11 protein-coding genes are annotated in these 14977 nt (G+C 71.1%); 10 read left to right on the top strand and 1 reads right to left on the bottom strand.

All coding sequences use genetic code 11. The annotated features are described in order from the left end of the window. Window positions 1–760 precede the first annotated feature (760 nt). The 9 genes from F8566_RS28905 (at window position 761) to F8566_RS28865 (ending at window position 10571) form a co-directional block, all read left to right on the top strand. Complete coding sequence (locus F8566_RS28905; RefSeq protein WP_192809904.1) at window positions 761–4213, top strand: nitrate- and nitrite sensing domain-containing protein; 3453 nt, start codon at window positions 761–763, stop codon at window positions 4211–4213. Beyond that, window positions 4210–4656, top strand: a complete 447-nt coding sequence (locus F8566_RS28900) for a roadblock/LC7 domain-containing protein (protein ID WP_151564988.1) — start codon at window positions 4210–4212, stop codon at window positions 4654–4656. The genes F8566_RS28905 and F8566_RS28900 overlap by 4 nt, the downstream gene beginning before the upstream one ends. A gap of 31 nt (window positions 4657–4687) precedes the next feature. After that, complete coding sequence (locus F8566_RS28895) at window positions 4688–5110, top strand: DUF742 domain-containing protein (RefSeq protein WP_404800355.1); 423 nt, start codon at window positions 4688–4690, stop codon at window positions 5108–5110. 148 nt (window positions 5111–5258) lie between these two features. Then, on the top strand, window positions 5259–5822 hold the full coding sequence (locus F8566_RS28890) for a GTP-binding protein (protein ID WP_151565027.1): 564 nt from the start codon (window positions 5259–5261) through the stop codon (window positions 5820–5822). Beyond that, the gene (locus F8566_RS28885; protein ID WP_151564986.1) at window positions 5819–6865 is read left to right on the top strand and encodes an LLM class flavin-dependent oxidoreductase; all 1047 of its coding nucleotides are present in this window, start codon (window positions 5819–5821) and stop codon (window positions 6863–6865) included. Before F8566_RS28890 ends, F8566_RS28885 begins: the two co-directional genes overlap by 4 nt. Window positions 6866–7096: 231 nt before the next feature. Next, on the top strand, window positions 7097–8068 hold the full coding sequence (locus F8566_RS28880) for an ABC transporter substrate-binding protein (protein WP_151564985.1): 972 nt from the start codon (window positions 7097–7099) through the stop codon (window positions 8066–8068). Window positions 8069–8072: 4 nt separating this feature from the next. Continuing rightward, window positions 8073–8846: an ABC transporter permease gene (locus F8566_RS28875; protein WP_151564984.1), complete on the top strand. Its 774-nt coding sequence runs from the start codon at window positions 8073–8075 to the stop codon at window positions 8844–8846. Between the two features lie 32 nt (window positions 8847–8878). Further along, window positions 8879–9682 (top strand): ABC transporter permease, encoded by an 804-nt coding sequence (locus tag F8566_RS28870; RefSeq protein ID WP_225993614.1) that lies wholly within the window; start codon window positions 8879–8881, stop codon window positions 9680–9682. 97 nt (window positions 9683–9779) lie between these two features. Next, the gene (locus F8566_RS28865) at window positions 9780–10571 is read left to right on the top strand and encodes an SGNH/GDSL hydrolase family protein (RefSeq protein WP_151565025.1); all 792 of its coding nucleotides are present in this window, start codon (window positions 9780–9782) and stop codon (window positions 10569–10571) included. A gap of 126 nt (window positions 10572–10697) precedes the next feature. On the opposite strand, the gene F8566_RS28860 is transcribed toward F8566_RS28865, so the two are convergent. After that, the gene (locus F8566_RS28860; RefSeq protein ID WP_151564983.1) at window positions 10698–11084 is read right to left on the bottom strand and encodes an STAS domain-containing protein; all 387 of its coding nucleotides are present in this window, start codon (window positions 11082–11084) and stop codon (window positions 10698–10700) included. A gap of 182 nt (window positions 11085–11266) precedes the next feature. On the opposite strand from F8566_RS28860, the gene F8566_RS28855 reads away from it, so the two are divergent. After that, window positions 11267–14959 (top strand): AAA family ATPase, encoded by a 3693-nt coding sequence (locus tag F8566_RS28855; RefSeq protein WP_151564982.1) that lies wholly within the window; start codon window positions 11267–11269, stop codon window positions 14957–14959. Window positions 14960–14977: the final 18 nt, after the last annotated feature.

Raw genomic sequence — 14977 nt, 5'->3', positions numbered from 1 at the left:
ATGACGATGGCCGGTGCTTGGCACTCCTTAACACGCACGCAACATAAATGCGGTCGGGGAGACCGGGCCGGCCGTGCCACCGGACGGGCGGCGGCTGGGAGTCATAGGCCGTAGCAGCGGGGACATTACCGCAGTGCGGGAACGTTTCGCTCGGACTGCCCGTAACCGGACCTTCCGTGCGAACGATCATGATACGGGAGAGCGGGGGGCGCGGCGAACCTTCACCGCCGCTGACATGCTCGTGAGTGCAGAGCGTAGCGAGACGATCTCGGTGTGCGGCCATGCGGGTGTGAGGCGTGTGGTTGACGTGCACGCCCGCGCGGCCGCGAAAACCATGCCGAACGACGCTCGAAATGTTATTGGATTGTCGTCCAATGCCGGTCCGGTGCCGTCTCGGCAACATTTTCGCAACGAGGAATGCGCCCGGTCGCGGTCGCATTACCGGGCGTGGCATCGCCTGGACTTCGGGAGGAAGTTGCGACCGGACAAAAGGTGCAAACCGGACAAACAGGTACAAAACTATTGCCGTTCTGTACGGATCTGCGAAGATCGCTGACACCTTTGCGGCGTGTCTTCTAATGTGCTCCAATGTCGGGCGCAGTGAAGGAACAGCGGGCATGTCGTGCAGACCAATCGCGCAGCCCTCGACCGCCGGAAAACGGCACTGTGAGTGAGAGGGTGTCAACGCCAAGTGCGTATGCAATCGGGCGATGAGAGTCGGGAAGCTCCCCCCGCGTCCGGGCGCGAGCTTCCCTTGGCCGTGCCCGCCGCCGATTCCCGCCGCGGGCTGGGCAGGCTCCGCCTCCACAACTGGCGGGTGCCGGTCCGGCTGTTCGCGCTCATCGCGATCCCGACCTTCGTGGCGGCCCTGCTGGCGGGCTACCGGGTGTCGGTCTCCTGGGGCGACGCCTCGGACTACCAGCGGCTGGAACGTCTTGCCAAGCTCGGTGAGCAGATGGCCGCCTTCTCCCACGAGCTCGAAGGTGAACGGGACCTCCGGGTGGACCGGACCGCGAACCCCACCTACAGCCTGGTCACCCTCGACACCCTCCGCGCGAAGGAGGCGTCGGTCGACGAGGCCGCCGGAAAGGTACGCGCCGCGGCCCGGGATGCGAGCACCGAGGGCTCGCCCGGCCTGGAACTGACCGTGCGCACCGTCCTCACCCGCATCGAGGTGCTTCCCGCCCTCCGCAAGCTGGCCGACGAGCTGCCCCCGGGCGCGATCGTGGACAAGTACTCCGGGGTCATCACCGACGTCAACGACTTCCACATCCAGCTTGCCCAGGGTGCGCCGAAGCCCGACCTCGCGCAGAACGCGCTCGCCCTGTCGGCGATCGCGCGGGCCAAGGACGCCGCCTCCCAGGAACGCGCGCTGGTCGCCATCGGCCTGTGGGCCGGCCGGTTCGAGCCGGCCGACCTGAGGTCGCTGGAGTCCACCAGCGCGGAGTGGGAGAGCCTGGTGGCCACGTTCCGTTCGACGGCCACCGGTGACCAGCGCCGGTTGTACGAGGACACCGTGACCGGCACGGAGATCGACCGGACCGAGAGCATGCGTCTTCAGGCCGTCACCCTGGCGCGCGGCTCCAACCAGTTGCGCGTCCGGCCGCTCGGCGTCACCGCCGCGCGCCAATGGGGGCGCGACATGACGGAGAAGACCGGCAGGATGCGCACTGTCGAAAAGGCGCTGGCCGAGTCACTCACCAAGCGCACCAAAGCCCTGGGCGAAGACGCCTTCGCCGCGGCGATCCGTGACGCCGTCATCCTGTTCCTGGTCATCGCGATCGTCCTCATCGCGACCATCATCGTCGCCCGCTCCCTGGTCCGGCCGCTGCGCCGGCTGCGCAACGGCGCGCTGGAGGTGGCCGGCACCCGGCTGCCGGGCCTGGTGGACCGGCTGCGCGACCCGGAGGCGGCCGCCGGAGGCATCGAGGTCGACCCGATCGACATCATCTCCACCGACGAGATCGGCCAGGTCGCCCGCGCGTTCGACGAGGTCCACCGCGAAGCGGTCCGGCTCGCGGCCGACGAGGCGGTGCTGCGAGGCAACATCAACGCGATGTTCGTCAACCTCTCGCGGCGGAGCCAGTCGCTCATCGAACGCCAGCTGCGGCTGATCGAGGAGCTGGAGCAGAGCGAGCGCGACGAGGAGCAGCTGGCCAACCTCTTCCGGCTGGACCACCTGGCCACCCGCATGCGCCGCAACTGCGAGAACCTCCTGGTCCTCGGCGGCCAGGACCAGGCCCGCAAGTGGAACCGGCCGGTCCCCCTCATCGACGTCGTACGCGCCTCGCTGTCGGAGGTCGAGCAGTACGAGCGGGTGGCGCTGCGCGTCCAGGGCGAGATGACGGTCGCCGGTCCCATGGTCAACGACCTGGTGCACCTGCTCGCCGAGCTGGTCGAGAACGCCACGGTGTTCTCCGCCGAGAGCACCAAGGTCACGGTGTCGGGCCAGCTGCTGAGCGGCGGCGGCGCGATGCTGCAGATCACCGACAACGGCGTGGGCATGTCGGTGGAGGAGCTGGAGCAGGCCAACTGGCGGCTGGCCAACCCGCCGGTCATCGACTTCTCGGCCGCCCGCCGCATGGGCCTGTTCGTGGTCGGCCGCCTCGCGGTCCGGCACGGCATCCGGGTGGAGCTGCGGGCCGCGCAGGGCGGCGGCCTCACCGCGTTCGTGGTGCTGCCGGACGCGGGTGTCAGCCCGAGCGAGTCCGGCGGCGTGGGATCGCGCAACTTCAGCGGCAACCGGGAGTTCGACGCCCCGGCGCCGGTGTTGTCGGCCGGGGCGGGCGCCCCGATGGCGCTCTCCGCACCCGCGTCCGGCGCGTCCGGTTCCTTCCAGCAGCCCGGTACGGACGGACGCGGCGGCCCGCCGGTCACGTTCCGCGACACCGGAGCGCAGCCCTCGTTCCAGGACACCGGCGCCAGGCCGTCGCTCCAGGACACCGGGCCGCGCCAGTCCTACCAGGACACCGGGCCGCGGCCGTCGTACCAGGACACCGGATCGCAGCCGTCGTACCAGGACAGTGGACCGCAGCCGTCGTACCAGGACAGTGGGCCGCGGCCGTCGTACCAGGACAGTGGACCACAGCCGTCGTACCAGGACAGCGGACCACAGCCGTCCTACCAGGACAGCGGACCGCAGCAGCGGATCCGCAACACCGGAGGGCAGCCGCGGGTGTCCAACACCGGACCGCTGCCGCGGATCCAGGGAACGGGCCCGCAGCAGATCGTCTCGCCCATGGAGTCGTCGCGTCCGCCGCACTCGTCCAGCGGGCAGCTTCCCGTCCGGCAGCCGGGTGCGCAGCTGCCCGGCCGCGCCGACCCGGCGAGCCAGACCGGTCCGCTGCCCGCCGTGGGGGACGGCAGGCACCAGACGGGGCCGCTGCCGGCCGTGCCCGAGGCGCAGCCGCGCATCCCCGAACAGCAGAACGCGCCGGAGCCCAACCAGCGCCGGCAGATCTCGTGGGAGACCGGCCCGCAGCCTGCGGTGCAGGCCTTCGGCAGTGCCGGCGACTACGACCGCGGCGCCGAGCCGGGCCACCAGCCCGGACCCGAACAGGGCACCGGTCGCGGAGCGTCGTGGGGCGAGCCGTACGGCGCCGGTCAGGGCGGTGCTGGTCAGGGCAGTGCCGGTCAAGGCGGTGCTGGTCAGGGCGGCACCCGTCAGGGTGGCCCCGGCCAAGGCGGGCCCCGGCAGCCCGCGCCGTTCACGCTCGAGGAGCCGGTCCTCGAGCCGCCCGCTCCCGAGCCCGCCGTGCGGTCCGAGCCGCCGCCGAGCTCCCCGGAGCGGTCACCGATCTTCGACGCGATGCAGTCGGAGTGGTTCCAGCGAAGGACCGAGGTTGGGGGAGGCAAGGATCCGGTGAAGGGCTGGGAGTCGCCCGCCGACGCAGGCTTCCAGGCCGCCGAGGCGGTCCGGGAGCCGGTGGCCGGCAAGCTGACCTCCGTCGGGCTGCCCAAGCGGGTGCCCGGCAAGAACCGGGTTCCCGGCGCGGTCGCGTCGCCCGGAACCCAGACAACCGGCACCGGACCGGTCGAACAGCCGCCGGCACCACGGCAGAGCCAGTCGGCAGACGTCGTCCGGAACCGTTTCGCCAGCCTGCAGCGCGGCGTCCACCGTGGACGCACACAGGCGCAGTACGGCGGGCAGGGCGAGAGCACAGGTGAAAATCCGTCGCAGCAGGGCGGCGGAGAGACAGGAGGCACCCGGTGAGCGGGCAGGATCTCAACTGGTTGGTGACGAACTTCGCGGACCGGGTTCCGAAGGTCGCCCACGCCGTCGTGGTCTCCTCGGACGGTCTGCCGATGGCCTACTCGGCCGGCTTCCCGCCGGAGCGGGCGGACCAGCTCTCGGCCATCGCCTCCGGGCTGATGAGCCTCACACAGGGCGCGGCGAAGATCTTCGACGCCGGCGGTGTGAACCAGACCGTCGTCGAGATGGACCGTGGACTGCTGTTCGTCATGTCCATCACCAACGGCTCGGTGTTCGCGGTGCTGGCCGCGCCGGACTGCGACCTCGGCCTGGTGGCGTACGAGATGACGCTGCTGGTGGAGCGCGTGGGCCGGGTGCTGACCCCGGCGCTGCGCAGCGGCGAGCAACCGCCCCATCCGGCTCCTCCGGTGTCCGAGATGGGCGCCGGCCCGGCCCGTTACTGACCTTGATTAACTTTGGCGGAGGGTCGGCGTGATGGATCGAGGCGGACACTACGGTGCCGGTTCCGGCGGTGTCCCGAGATGGGACGACGCGTCGCGGCAGCAGCCGCAGGAACAGGACGCGAGTTCCCTGGTGCGGCCGTACGCGGTCACCGGCGGGCGCGTGAAGCCGCGGTACGACCTGGCGATCGAAGCGCTGGTCACCGCGGCGCCCTACCCGCCGCGTGACGTCTCCATGCTGACCCCCGAATACAGGGCGATCATGGATCTGTGCCGGTCGGCGCGCTCGGTGGCCGAGGTGTCCGCCCTGCTGAGGCTGCCCCTCGGCGTGGCCCGCGTGCTCGTCGCCGACATGGCCCTCGAAGGACTTCTGCGGCTGCACCAGTCGCGCCCCGCCGGGACGCAGCCGGACCTCCGCCTGCTGGAAAGGGTTCTCAGTGGACTTCGCAAGCTCTGATCGGGGATCTGTCGCGGGCCCGCCCGCCGGCCCGGGCGGGCCAGGCGGCCCGGTCGGCCGCGGTGGCCCAGGCGGGCCCAGCGGGCCTGGTGGGCCCGGTGGTCCCGGCGGCGCGGGCGGCCCCGGCATGGGCGGTCCGGAGACCGACCTGGTCTCGGTCAAGATCGTGGTCGGTGGCGGTTTCGGCGTCGGCAAGACGACGTTCGTGGGCTCGGTCTCGGAGATCATGCCGCTGACCACCGAGGCGGTGATGACGGCCGCCAGCGCGGACGTGGACGACCTGTCCGCGGTGCCGGACAAGACCACCACCACGGTCGCCATGGACTTCGGCCGTGTGTCGCTGGACAGCGAGCTGATCCTCTACCTGTTCGGCACGCCCGGGCAGCACCGGTTCTGGTTCATGTGGGACGACCTGGTCAAGGGCGCCATCGGCGCCGTCGTCCTGGTCGACACCCGGCGCCTGGCCGACTGCTTCGCCGCGGTGGACTACTTCGAGGAACTGGGCCTGCCGTTCGTGGTCGGGGTCAACGGGTTCCACGGCGAGTTCCAGTACGGCGTCGAGGACATCCGCGAGGCCCTGTCGATCAGCGCGCACGTGCCGATCGTGGAGTGCGACGCGCGCAGCCGGGAGTCGACCAAGCAGGTGCTCATCACCCTCGTCCAGCACGCCATGTCGGTGCACATGGCGGCCGCCGGACCAGGCGGATCATGACCTGCGCGGCCGGTCTTCCCCCCGACCGCGAGGTATGGACGCTGACCTTCCCGGCCGCCGGCCGCGGGCCCGAGGCCGCCGTGGCGGCCGAGATCCAGGGCTGGGACGGGATCCTCATCGCCGACAGCCAGAACCTCACCGGCGACGTGTACGCGACGCTGACCGCCGCCGCGGCGGCCACCGAGCGCATCCTGCTGGGACCCGGCGTGACCAACAGCGTGACCCGGGACCCGGCGGTGACGGCGTCCGGCATCGCGACCGTGCAGCAGTACTCCGGCGGCCGGGCGGTGCTCGGCATCGGCCGCGGTGATTCGGCGGTCGCCTACCTCGGCAAGCGGCCGGCGCCGGTCCCGGAGTTCGAGGACTACCTGCGCGACGTGCAGGCCTACCTGCGCGGCGAGGTGGTCGACCGGTCGGGATTCCCCAGCCGGCTGGAATGGCTGCCGGCCACGGACCTGCCCAAGGTCCCGGTCGAGGTGGCCGCGACCGGACCCAAGGTGCTCGCGGCCGCCGCCCGCACGGCCGACCGGATCGCGGTCACCGTCGGCGCGGACCCTGGCCGGGTGCGCTGGGCGATCGACACCGCGCGCCAGGCCCGGGAGGAGGCCGGCCTCGACCCCGCAGGCCTGTCCTTCGGCGCGTACGTCAACGCGGTGGCGCATCCCGACCGGAGCGTCGCCCGCGAGGTGGTACGGGGCAGCTTCAGCACGCTCGTGCGGTTCGGCGGCATGTCGGACGCGGGCTCCCAGGTCACCGAGGCGGCCGACCGGTCGGCACTGGCCACGCTGGCCCGGGACTACTCGATCCGGCGCCACGCGATGCGCGAGACCGGGCACGCCGCGGCGATCGACGACGGGCTCGTCGACCGCTTCGCCGTGGTCGGCCCGAGCGAGCACTGTGCGGAACGGCTGCAGGAGCTCTTCGACGTCGGGCTGGACCGGCTCATCATCGCCGGCCATTCCCGCGACGCCGACCCGGCGTTGCTCACCGAGACGGCGGAGCGCTTCGCGTCCGAGGTCCTTCCGATGGTCAGGAAGAGCTGACCGGAGAACGGACCAGAAGAACACTCAAAGGCGAGAGAAGGTGTGCAGCGATGCATTATCAGACATCGGGCTGACGTTCGTACGAATGATGATCATTGTGCGCTAGTCTCTTCGCGCTGGCCGACGGCCATCGCTGGTAACCCCCGTGTAGCGATTCGGCCGCCCGCTCACCATCCGTCATCCCCGCGAGTTGGCTGGAGCGGCCGGTGGCTCGTTTCGTAAGGAGCAACAATGAAGTTCGGTCGAATCCGGCGTGTCCTGGGCGCCGGCCTGGTCGGCATCCTCGCAGCCGGCCTCATCGCCGGATGCAGCGATTCCGATGACCCCGCAGGTGACGGCGAGCTCGAGAAGAGCACGCTCAACATCGGCGCCCTCCCCATTCCTTATTCGGCCCCGGTGTACCTCGCACAGCAGAAGGGCTTCTTCAAGGAGGAGGGGCTCACCGTCAAGACCGAGGTCTTCGCCGGTGGCGCGGCGGCCCTGCCCAAGCTGCTCGGTGGCAACATCGACGTGATGGTCAGCAACCACGTGACTGCGATCTCCACCACCGCCAAGGGCAACAAGCTGCGCATCCTCGCCGAGATCGACCTCGGTGTGGAGAAGGAGCTGCCCGTCCTGGTCGCCAAGGACTCGCCGATCCGCACGCCCGCCGACCTCAAGGGCAAGAAGATCGCGCTCAACACCCTGCGGAACCTGGGCGAGCTGACCGTCACCTCGGCACTGGCCACCGCGGGCGTGGACGTCAAGAAGGACGACGTCCAGTTCGTCGAGATGCCCTTCCCGGGGATGGTCGCGGCGCTGGAGAAGAAGTCGGTCGACGCGATCTGGGTCGCCGAGCCGTTCCTCACCGACGCCCAGAAGAAGCTGGGCGCTCGCCCGGTGCTGGACTCGCTGAGCGGCGCCACCAAGGACCTGCCGCTGGACGGCTACGTCGCCACCGACGCCTTCGTGAAGAAGAACCCCAAGACCGTGGCCGCGTTCAAGCGCGCCATCGGCAGGGCGCAGGCGCTGGCGGCGCAGGACCGCAACGCGGTGGTCAACATCCTGCCCAGCTTCGCCAAGATCGACAAGAACACGGCGTCGTCGATCGTGATCGGGCCGTTCGTCACCTCGACGAGCGAGACGCGGTTGCAGCGGGTGGCCGACCTGATGCTCCAGTACGGCTTCCTCCAGCAGAAGTTCGACATCAAGACGGTTCTCTGACTCTATGAGACAACGTTTGATCCGTGGCGGTCTCGGCGTGCTCGCCTTCCTCGCGCTCGCCGAGGCCGCCACGCGGTTCGGAATCATCCAGTCCAAGGTGCTCCCGCCGATGTCGGCGGTCGTGAAAGCGGCCGTGCTGCTGGCAGGGGACACCGGCTTCCTGCAGGACGTGGGCGCCACGCTCTACGTGTGGGTCATCGGCATGCTCCTCACCGTCGCCGTCGGAGTGCCGCTCGGCGTGCTGCTGGGTTCCCTGCGGCGGGTCGACCAGGCGTTCCGCGCGATCCTGGAGTTCCTCCGGCCCATCCCGTCGGTGGCCCTGGTCCCGCTCGTCATCGTCATCGCCCAGTCCGACTTCCGCATGAAGGCCATTGTGATCTTCTATGCCGCGCTCTGGCCGGTGCTGATCAACACGATGTACGGGATGCGCGAGGTCGACTCGCTCGCCAAGGAGACCCTGCGCAGCTACGGGTTCGGGCGGATCTCGGTGCTCTGGCGGGTCGCGCTGCCCCACTCCATGCCGTTCATCGCCACGGGCGTGCGGATGGCGGCCTCGGTCGGGCTCATCCTGGCGGTGAGCGCCGAGCTGCTGGCCGGCGGAACGCACGGGATCGGCGTGTTCATCCTGCAGGCGTCCAGCGGCACCGACATGATCGACGAGGTGCTGGCCGCGGCGCTCTGGGCGGGTGCCATCGGGCTCGTGGTCAATCAGGTGCTGGTCCAGCTGGAACGGTCGATGTTCCGCTGGCACGTGGTCCGGACGGAGGCGGCCCTGTGAGTGTGCGCCCTGTGAATGTGCGTGCTGGGAGTGTGCGGAAACTGGGCTCCCGGATCGTCGGGGTCCTGGCCGTGATGTGGCTGCCCGTCGTCGCCGTCTACGCGTGGCAGAAGGTGACCGCCGCGGCGCAGAAGCCGTTCTTCCCCGAACCACTGGTCATCTGGGAACGGATGAAGACGTCGTGGTTCACCGGCCCGGCCGATCACCTGTTCCTGAACGAGGTGGCGATCGAGCACTGGTCCGCCAGTCTCGGCCGGATGTTCACCGGCTGGGCGGTCGCCGGCGTGCTCGGCGTGGTGCTCGGCGTGGCGCTCGGCCGCTCGCGCCTGGTCTTCGACTTCCTCGACCCGCTGCTGCAGTTCGGCCGTGCGATGCCGCCGCCCGCGCTGGTGCCGTTCTTCATCTCGGTCTTCAAGATCGGTACGCAGATGCAGCTCGCCACGATCATCTTCGGGGTGATCTGGCCGGTGCTGCTCAACTCCATCGACGGGGCGCGCAGCGCCGACCGGGTCAAGCTCGACACCGCCCGGGTGTTCGGCATGTCGCGCTGGATGCGGCTGCGGTACGTCATCCTGCCCGCGGCCGCGCCCAAGATCTTCGCGGGACTCCGCCTCAGCCTCTCGCTCTCGCTGATCCTCATGGTGCTCTCCGAACTCGTCGGCAGTACCGACGGCATCGGCTACCAGCTCCTGACGGCGCAGCGCGAGTTCGACGTCCCCCAGATGTGGGCGAGCATCGTGCTGCTCGGCGCGCTGGGAGTGCTGCTGAACGCGGTCTTCGTCCTGATCGAGCGCCGCATGCTGGCCTGGCATCGAGGATCCCAGGGGCACGCCTGATCATCGCGGAACCAGATTTATTACGGTGGCGTAAGGATCAACGTGCGCTGCATGATTGACCCACGTGACCGAACATGATTCCGTTCTTGGGGTTGCGATGGGAGATCAGCGGCAGATCGGGACCTTCGTCGCGTTGGGGGACAGCTTCACCGAGGGGTTGAACGACCCGGACCCGGCCGCCGGACCCGACCGGTTCCGGGGCTGGGCGGACCGCCTCGCGGAGCAGCTCGCCGAGTACGATCCCGGCTTGCGCTATGCCAATCTGGCGATCCGGGGCAAGCTGCTGCACCAGATCGTGGAGGACCAGGTGCCGCAGGCCATCGACCTGCGGCCCGACCTCGTGACGTTCTGCGGCGGCGGCAACGACATGATCCGTCCGGGAGCCGACCCGGACGCGCTGGCGGTCGAGTTCGACAGCGCGGTCCGGCGGCTCCGGGCGACGGGCGCGCGAGTGCTCATCTTCACCGGTTTCGACCCGCGCGGGCTCCGCTCGGGCGGCCGGATCCGCGGCAAGGCCGCGATCTACAACATGCACCTGAGGGCGATCGCCGACCGGCGTGACTGCGCGGTCGTCGACCTGTGGCCGATGATGGGCGTCTTCAACGATCCCCGGGCCTGGTACGAGGACCGCCTGCACCTGTCGCCGGAAGGGCACCGCCGGATGGCCCTCCGGGTCGCCGAGGCGCTCGACCTGCCCGTGTCGGGCGACTGGCGCGAGCCCTGGCCGGCGGTGGAGACGGCGGCGGACTGGCTGACGCTGCGCCGCGAGGACATCCATTGGGCCAGGACCTACCTGCTGCCCTGGATAGGACGCCGCGCGACCGGCCGTTCCACCGGGGACGGGCGTGGTCCCAAGCGGCCGACGCCCTCGCCGTTGCAGAAGGCGTAACACCGCAGAAAGCCGTGACCGAAACGCCGTGACCGAAACACCGTGACAGGAACGCCGTGACAGAAACAGGGCACCCCCGGCCCTTGGGGCTCCGGGGGTGCCGGGTCGGAACGGTGGCGCCTGCGGTCAGGCGGGCTCGGTCGCTGGTTCGCCGCCCATCGCGCGTTCGGCGATGCGGACGGCGACGGCTTCCTCCATGCTGTCGAAGATGGCCAGCCGGCTCGCCAGACCGGTGACCTCAAGCGTCCGGCGCACGATCGGCCGGGGTGCGGCGAGACTCACACTGCCGCCGGCCTCGGTCGCCGCCTTGTGGCAGCTGATGATGACGGAGAGACCATGCGAGTCCATGAACTCCAGGCCCTCCAGATCGAGGATCACGAGATCGCCGTGTTCGCGGCGCGCGGAGCGCAACGTCTGGCGCAGGTCGTCGGCGTTGGCGATATCCAGCTCGCCTCGCAACCGCACGACGGTCAGCCCGTCCTGCGGCTCGGCGGTCACTTGCAGTTGCTGCACGGGGGATTCCTCCTCCCGGTCGGCGGGCGCTCACCGGTGCCCCGGCGAATGCTCTTCATCGGTCAACTATCGCGGACCGGCGCCCAAGTGCCAAGCCGACGACCTCGGTGTTGTCCTCTGACCGCACGTACGGCGGCCCGGAGGGGATGTGTGTGATCGCCCCGCGCCGTAGGGTGCTCGGTGTGAACGCGCCCCGTTTGCCGGAACACCTTGAGCTGCTCCTGACCGACGAGCCGGTCCTGGACGTGTACGCCCACGGGCCGTGGCGAGTGCCGGACGGCCTCTACGAGGAGCTCCGGCGGCGCGCCGTGGAATATAACCGGGACCCCCGCGCTGTCGTGCTCTCCCGGCAGCTCAGCGACTTCTACGGGCCGGGCACGTCGGCGGCGGGCGCCGAGCAATGGTCGCTGCTGACGTTCCTGCTGGGAGCCTCCGCGCTCCGCGGCGGATCGCGCGGCGACGTCGACTACGAGCTGCTGTCGAGCTTCCTCGCCACGCCGGAGCCGGCCGTCCGCGACCCGCTGGCCTGGTTCTCGCAGGGCGGGCGGTGGCGCCCGCCCGGGCTGTGGCTCCCCGAGCCCGCCGGGGACGACCGCGAGCGCCGCACGGTGATGTTCCAGCTCGCCCGCGCCGGGCTGGACGTCTTCGAGGGGCTCGAACCGGTCGAGGAACGGCGTCGGGCCCTCGTCGAGCTCTATGACCGGCGGGCGAACGACCCTGAACTGCGGGAACAGGACCTGACCACGCCGCTCGAACGCCTGGAGGAGCTGTGGACGTCCAGCCTGTCCGCCGAGGCGCTGGCGGTGCTCCCCGAGTGCACCGGCCCGGTCGGCTATCTCACCTGGGCGTGCGCGGGTCTCGCGGCCGCCCATGAACGGCTCGCGGGCGCCGTGAGCGAGAGCGACTCGTTCGACACCGCCGTGGCCAGGCTGTTGCTGGCGGCGGACGTCACCGTCGCCCCGGCCGAGCTGGCGCCCGCGGTCGGCACGGCCCGGTACGCCTCGGTCGACGACCGGTTGCGCGCGCTCCGCGCCGACTTCGCCGTCGAGGCGTGGCAGCTCGAACTGCGCACCTGGCTGGCACGCGGCCTCGTGGCTGGTGAGGCGGACGCCTGCCGTGCCTGGCTGGACATGGCGATGCGGGTGACGGGCTCGGTGCAGGGACTGCCCGAGGCCGCCACGACGCCGCGCTGCCGGCTGCCGTTCCGCGCGTTCAACCTCGACTTGAGGCGGCTCTTCAAGGTCCGCCGTGTCGCCAACCCGCTCACCCGGCGCCTGGCGGCCTCCCCGGCCACCGCCGCCCCGGACTCCGAGGCGGCCGTGGCAGGGGCCGGGGGGACCGAGCCGGCGGTCGAACGGGCCGCCGCGAGCCCCATCGTGGGCCAGCCCGAGCTGGTCGCCACGCTGCACGAGGCCATCGCCGCCCGCCTGGCGGGGGAGCGGCCGGTGCGGCTGCTCATCAGCGGGCCGGAGGGCACCGGCAAGGGCACCGCCGCCGAGGTGGCCGAGCGCGTGCTGACCGAACGCGGCGTGATCCGCGACTCCTTGTGGATCTCTGACCAGGTGTTCTCCGCGCTGAGCGGGAGCGACGCGGTGCTCTGGCTGCAGGCCCGCGTCCGGGACTGCCTGGAGGGACGCCTTCTGCTCGTGGTGGACGACCTGGAGAAGCTGGCCGGTTACGACCGCTGCGGTCCGGCCGCGGTCGAGGAGCTCCGGCGGCTGATGGCCCGGTCGCCGGCGCTGGACGTCATCGCGCTCTGCCGCCCGGGCGGCGACCGGCGGCTGTTCGACGTCAACCCGGCGCTGGTCGGGGCCTTCGAGGTCACCCGGACCCGGGATTTCACCGAGGACGACTTCACCGAGCTGTTCCGCCGCGCCGTCGAGCGCCGTGGCGGGACGGCCGCGCCGCCGGTCGCCGCGGCCGCCGGGACGCTGCTCACCCGGACCGCGCCGCTGCTCAATCTGCGCGGCGCCAGGCTCGTCGAGCACCTCGCCGACCAGGCCTGTGCCGCCGCGCTCGCCCGCGCCGACGCCGCGTTCGCCGAAACCGAGGCCGCCGTCCCAGGGCAGCCCCCCGCAGGACAGGCCCCCGCAGGACAGGCCCCCGCAGGACAGGCCGCCGCGGGCGACGGCGGACCTGTGGTCGAGGTCACCGAGGCCGATCTCCCGCACCGCCTGATCGCGGGTGGCGCCGTCACGGCCGACCCCTTCGCCGAGCTCGCCGCCTGCGCGGGCATCGAGCCGGTCAAGCGCGAGGTCGAGGCACTGGTCGCCGAGGCCAAGGCGGCGCATCTGCGCCGTGAGGCGGGCATGCCGACGGCCGCCCGCCCCCGCCACCTGGTCTTCATGGGCAACCCGGGAACGGGCAAGGCCACGGTCGCGCGCTGCCTCGCCCGGATCTACACCGATCTCGGCGTGCTCACGACCGGGCACCTCGTCGAGGTCGACCGGGCGGACCTCGTGGGGGACTACCCGGGGGAGAGCACGCTCAAGGTGCGCCGGGTCGTGGAACGTGCCCTGGGCGGCGTGCTCTTCGTCCGCGACGCGCACACGTTCAACCCTGTCGACTCCACGCGCGGCCGGGAGGCGGTCGAGGTCCTCCTCACCGCGGTGGAGGCACATCCCGAGGACCTCATCGTCGTGCTCTCCGGGCCCGAAGCCGAGCTGAACGGGCTGCTCAAGGCCCACCAGGACCTGGCCGCGCACTTCCCGAAGGCCATCCGGTTCCCGGATCTGACCGACGACGAGCTCGTCCAGGTCTTCGCGCGGCTGGCGGCCGCCGAGGGCCTCGCGCTGGCCGAGGGAGTGCTGGACAAGGTTCGCGGGCTGGTGCGGGCGGCGCCGCGCGAACGCGGGTTCGCCAACGCCGGGCTCGTGGTCAACCTGCTCGAATGGGCGGTGGCGATGCAGGGCCGCCGGGTGCTGGCCGACGGCGTCGTCGACGAGACCGAGTCGCTCGACGAGATCCTGCTGGTCGACGTGCCCGACAGCCTCGCCCCCGACCGCGGGCGGCTGGCCGGGGATCCGCTCGCCGAGATCGACCGGCTGGTCGGGCTGGCGCCGGTCAAGTCGGAGATCGCCAAGCTGGTCGCCGAGGCCCGCACCGACGGGCTGCGCCGCGAGGCGGGCCAGCCGCCGCTGGCGCCCACCCGGCACATGGTCTTCACCGGTAACCCGGGCACCGCCAAGACGACGATGGCCCGGCTCATCGCCGCCGTCTACGCCCAGCTCGGGCTGCTGTCGTCCGGGCACCTGGTCGAGGTCACCCGGGCCGGACTCGTCGGCGAGTACGTCGGCCAGACCGCGCCGCGTGTCAGGGCGGCGGTGGACAGCGCGCTCGGCGGGGTGCTCTTCGTGGACGAGGCGTACTCGCTGGCCCCGGCAGGCGCTGACCAGCGCGACTTCGGGCACGAGGCCGTCGCCGAGCTCATCAAGCTGATGGAGGAGCACCGGTCCGACCTGGTGGTGATCGTCGCCGGGTATGAGGGCGAGATGGAGCTGTTCCTGAAGTCCAATCCCGGCCTGGCCTCGCGCTTCCCCAAGGTGCTGCGCTTCCCCGACTACAGCGACGACGAACTGATCACCATCTTCGAGTACATGTCCGCCGCGCAGGGCTTCACGCTCGCGGACGGGGTGCTGGCCGGTGTCCGGCGGTTGCTCTCGGCCGCCCCGCGCGACGCCTCGTTCGGCAACGCGCGGCTGATCCGCAACATCCTGGAAGACGCGATCTCGCGCCAGGGACAGCGAATCGCCGCGGCCGCCGACGAGAGCCCGGGCACGGTCACCCCGGCCGAGGTGCGGCTGCTGCGGCCGGAGGACCTTCCCGCCGGCCCGGAGCGGCTCGACCGAGGCGAGGGCCACGGGCCGTACCTCTGACGTGCCGTACCTCTGACG

This window comes from Actinomadura rudentiformis (genome assembly GCF_008923185.1).
Taxonomy (GTDB): Bacteria; Actinomycetota; Actinomycetes; order Streptosporangiales; family Streptosporangiaceae; genus Spirillospora; species Spirillospora rudentiformis.
The sequence above is the reverse complement of the archived record's forward strand: the minus strand, read 5'-3'. Positions and strand labels throughout refer to the sequence as shown.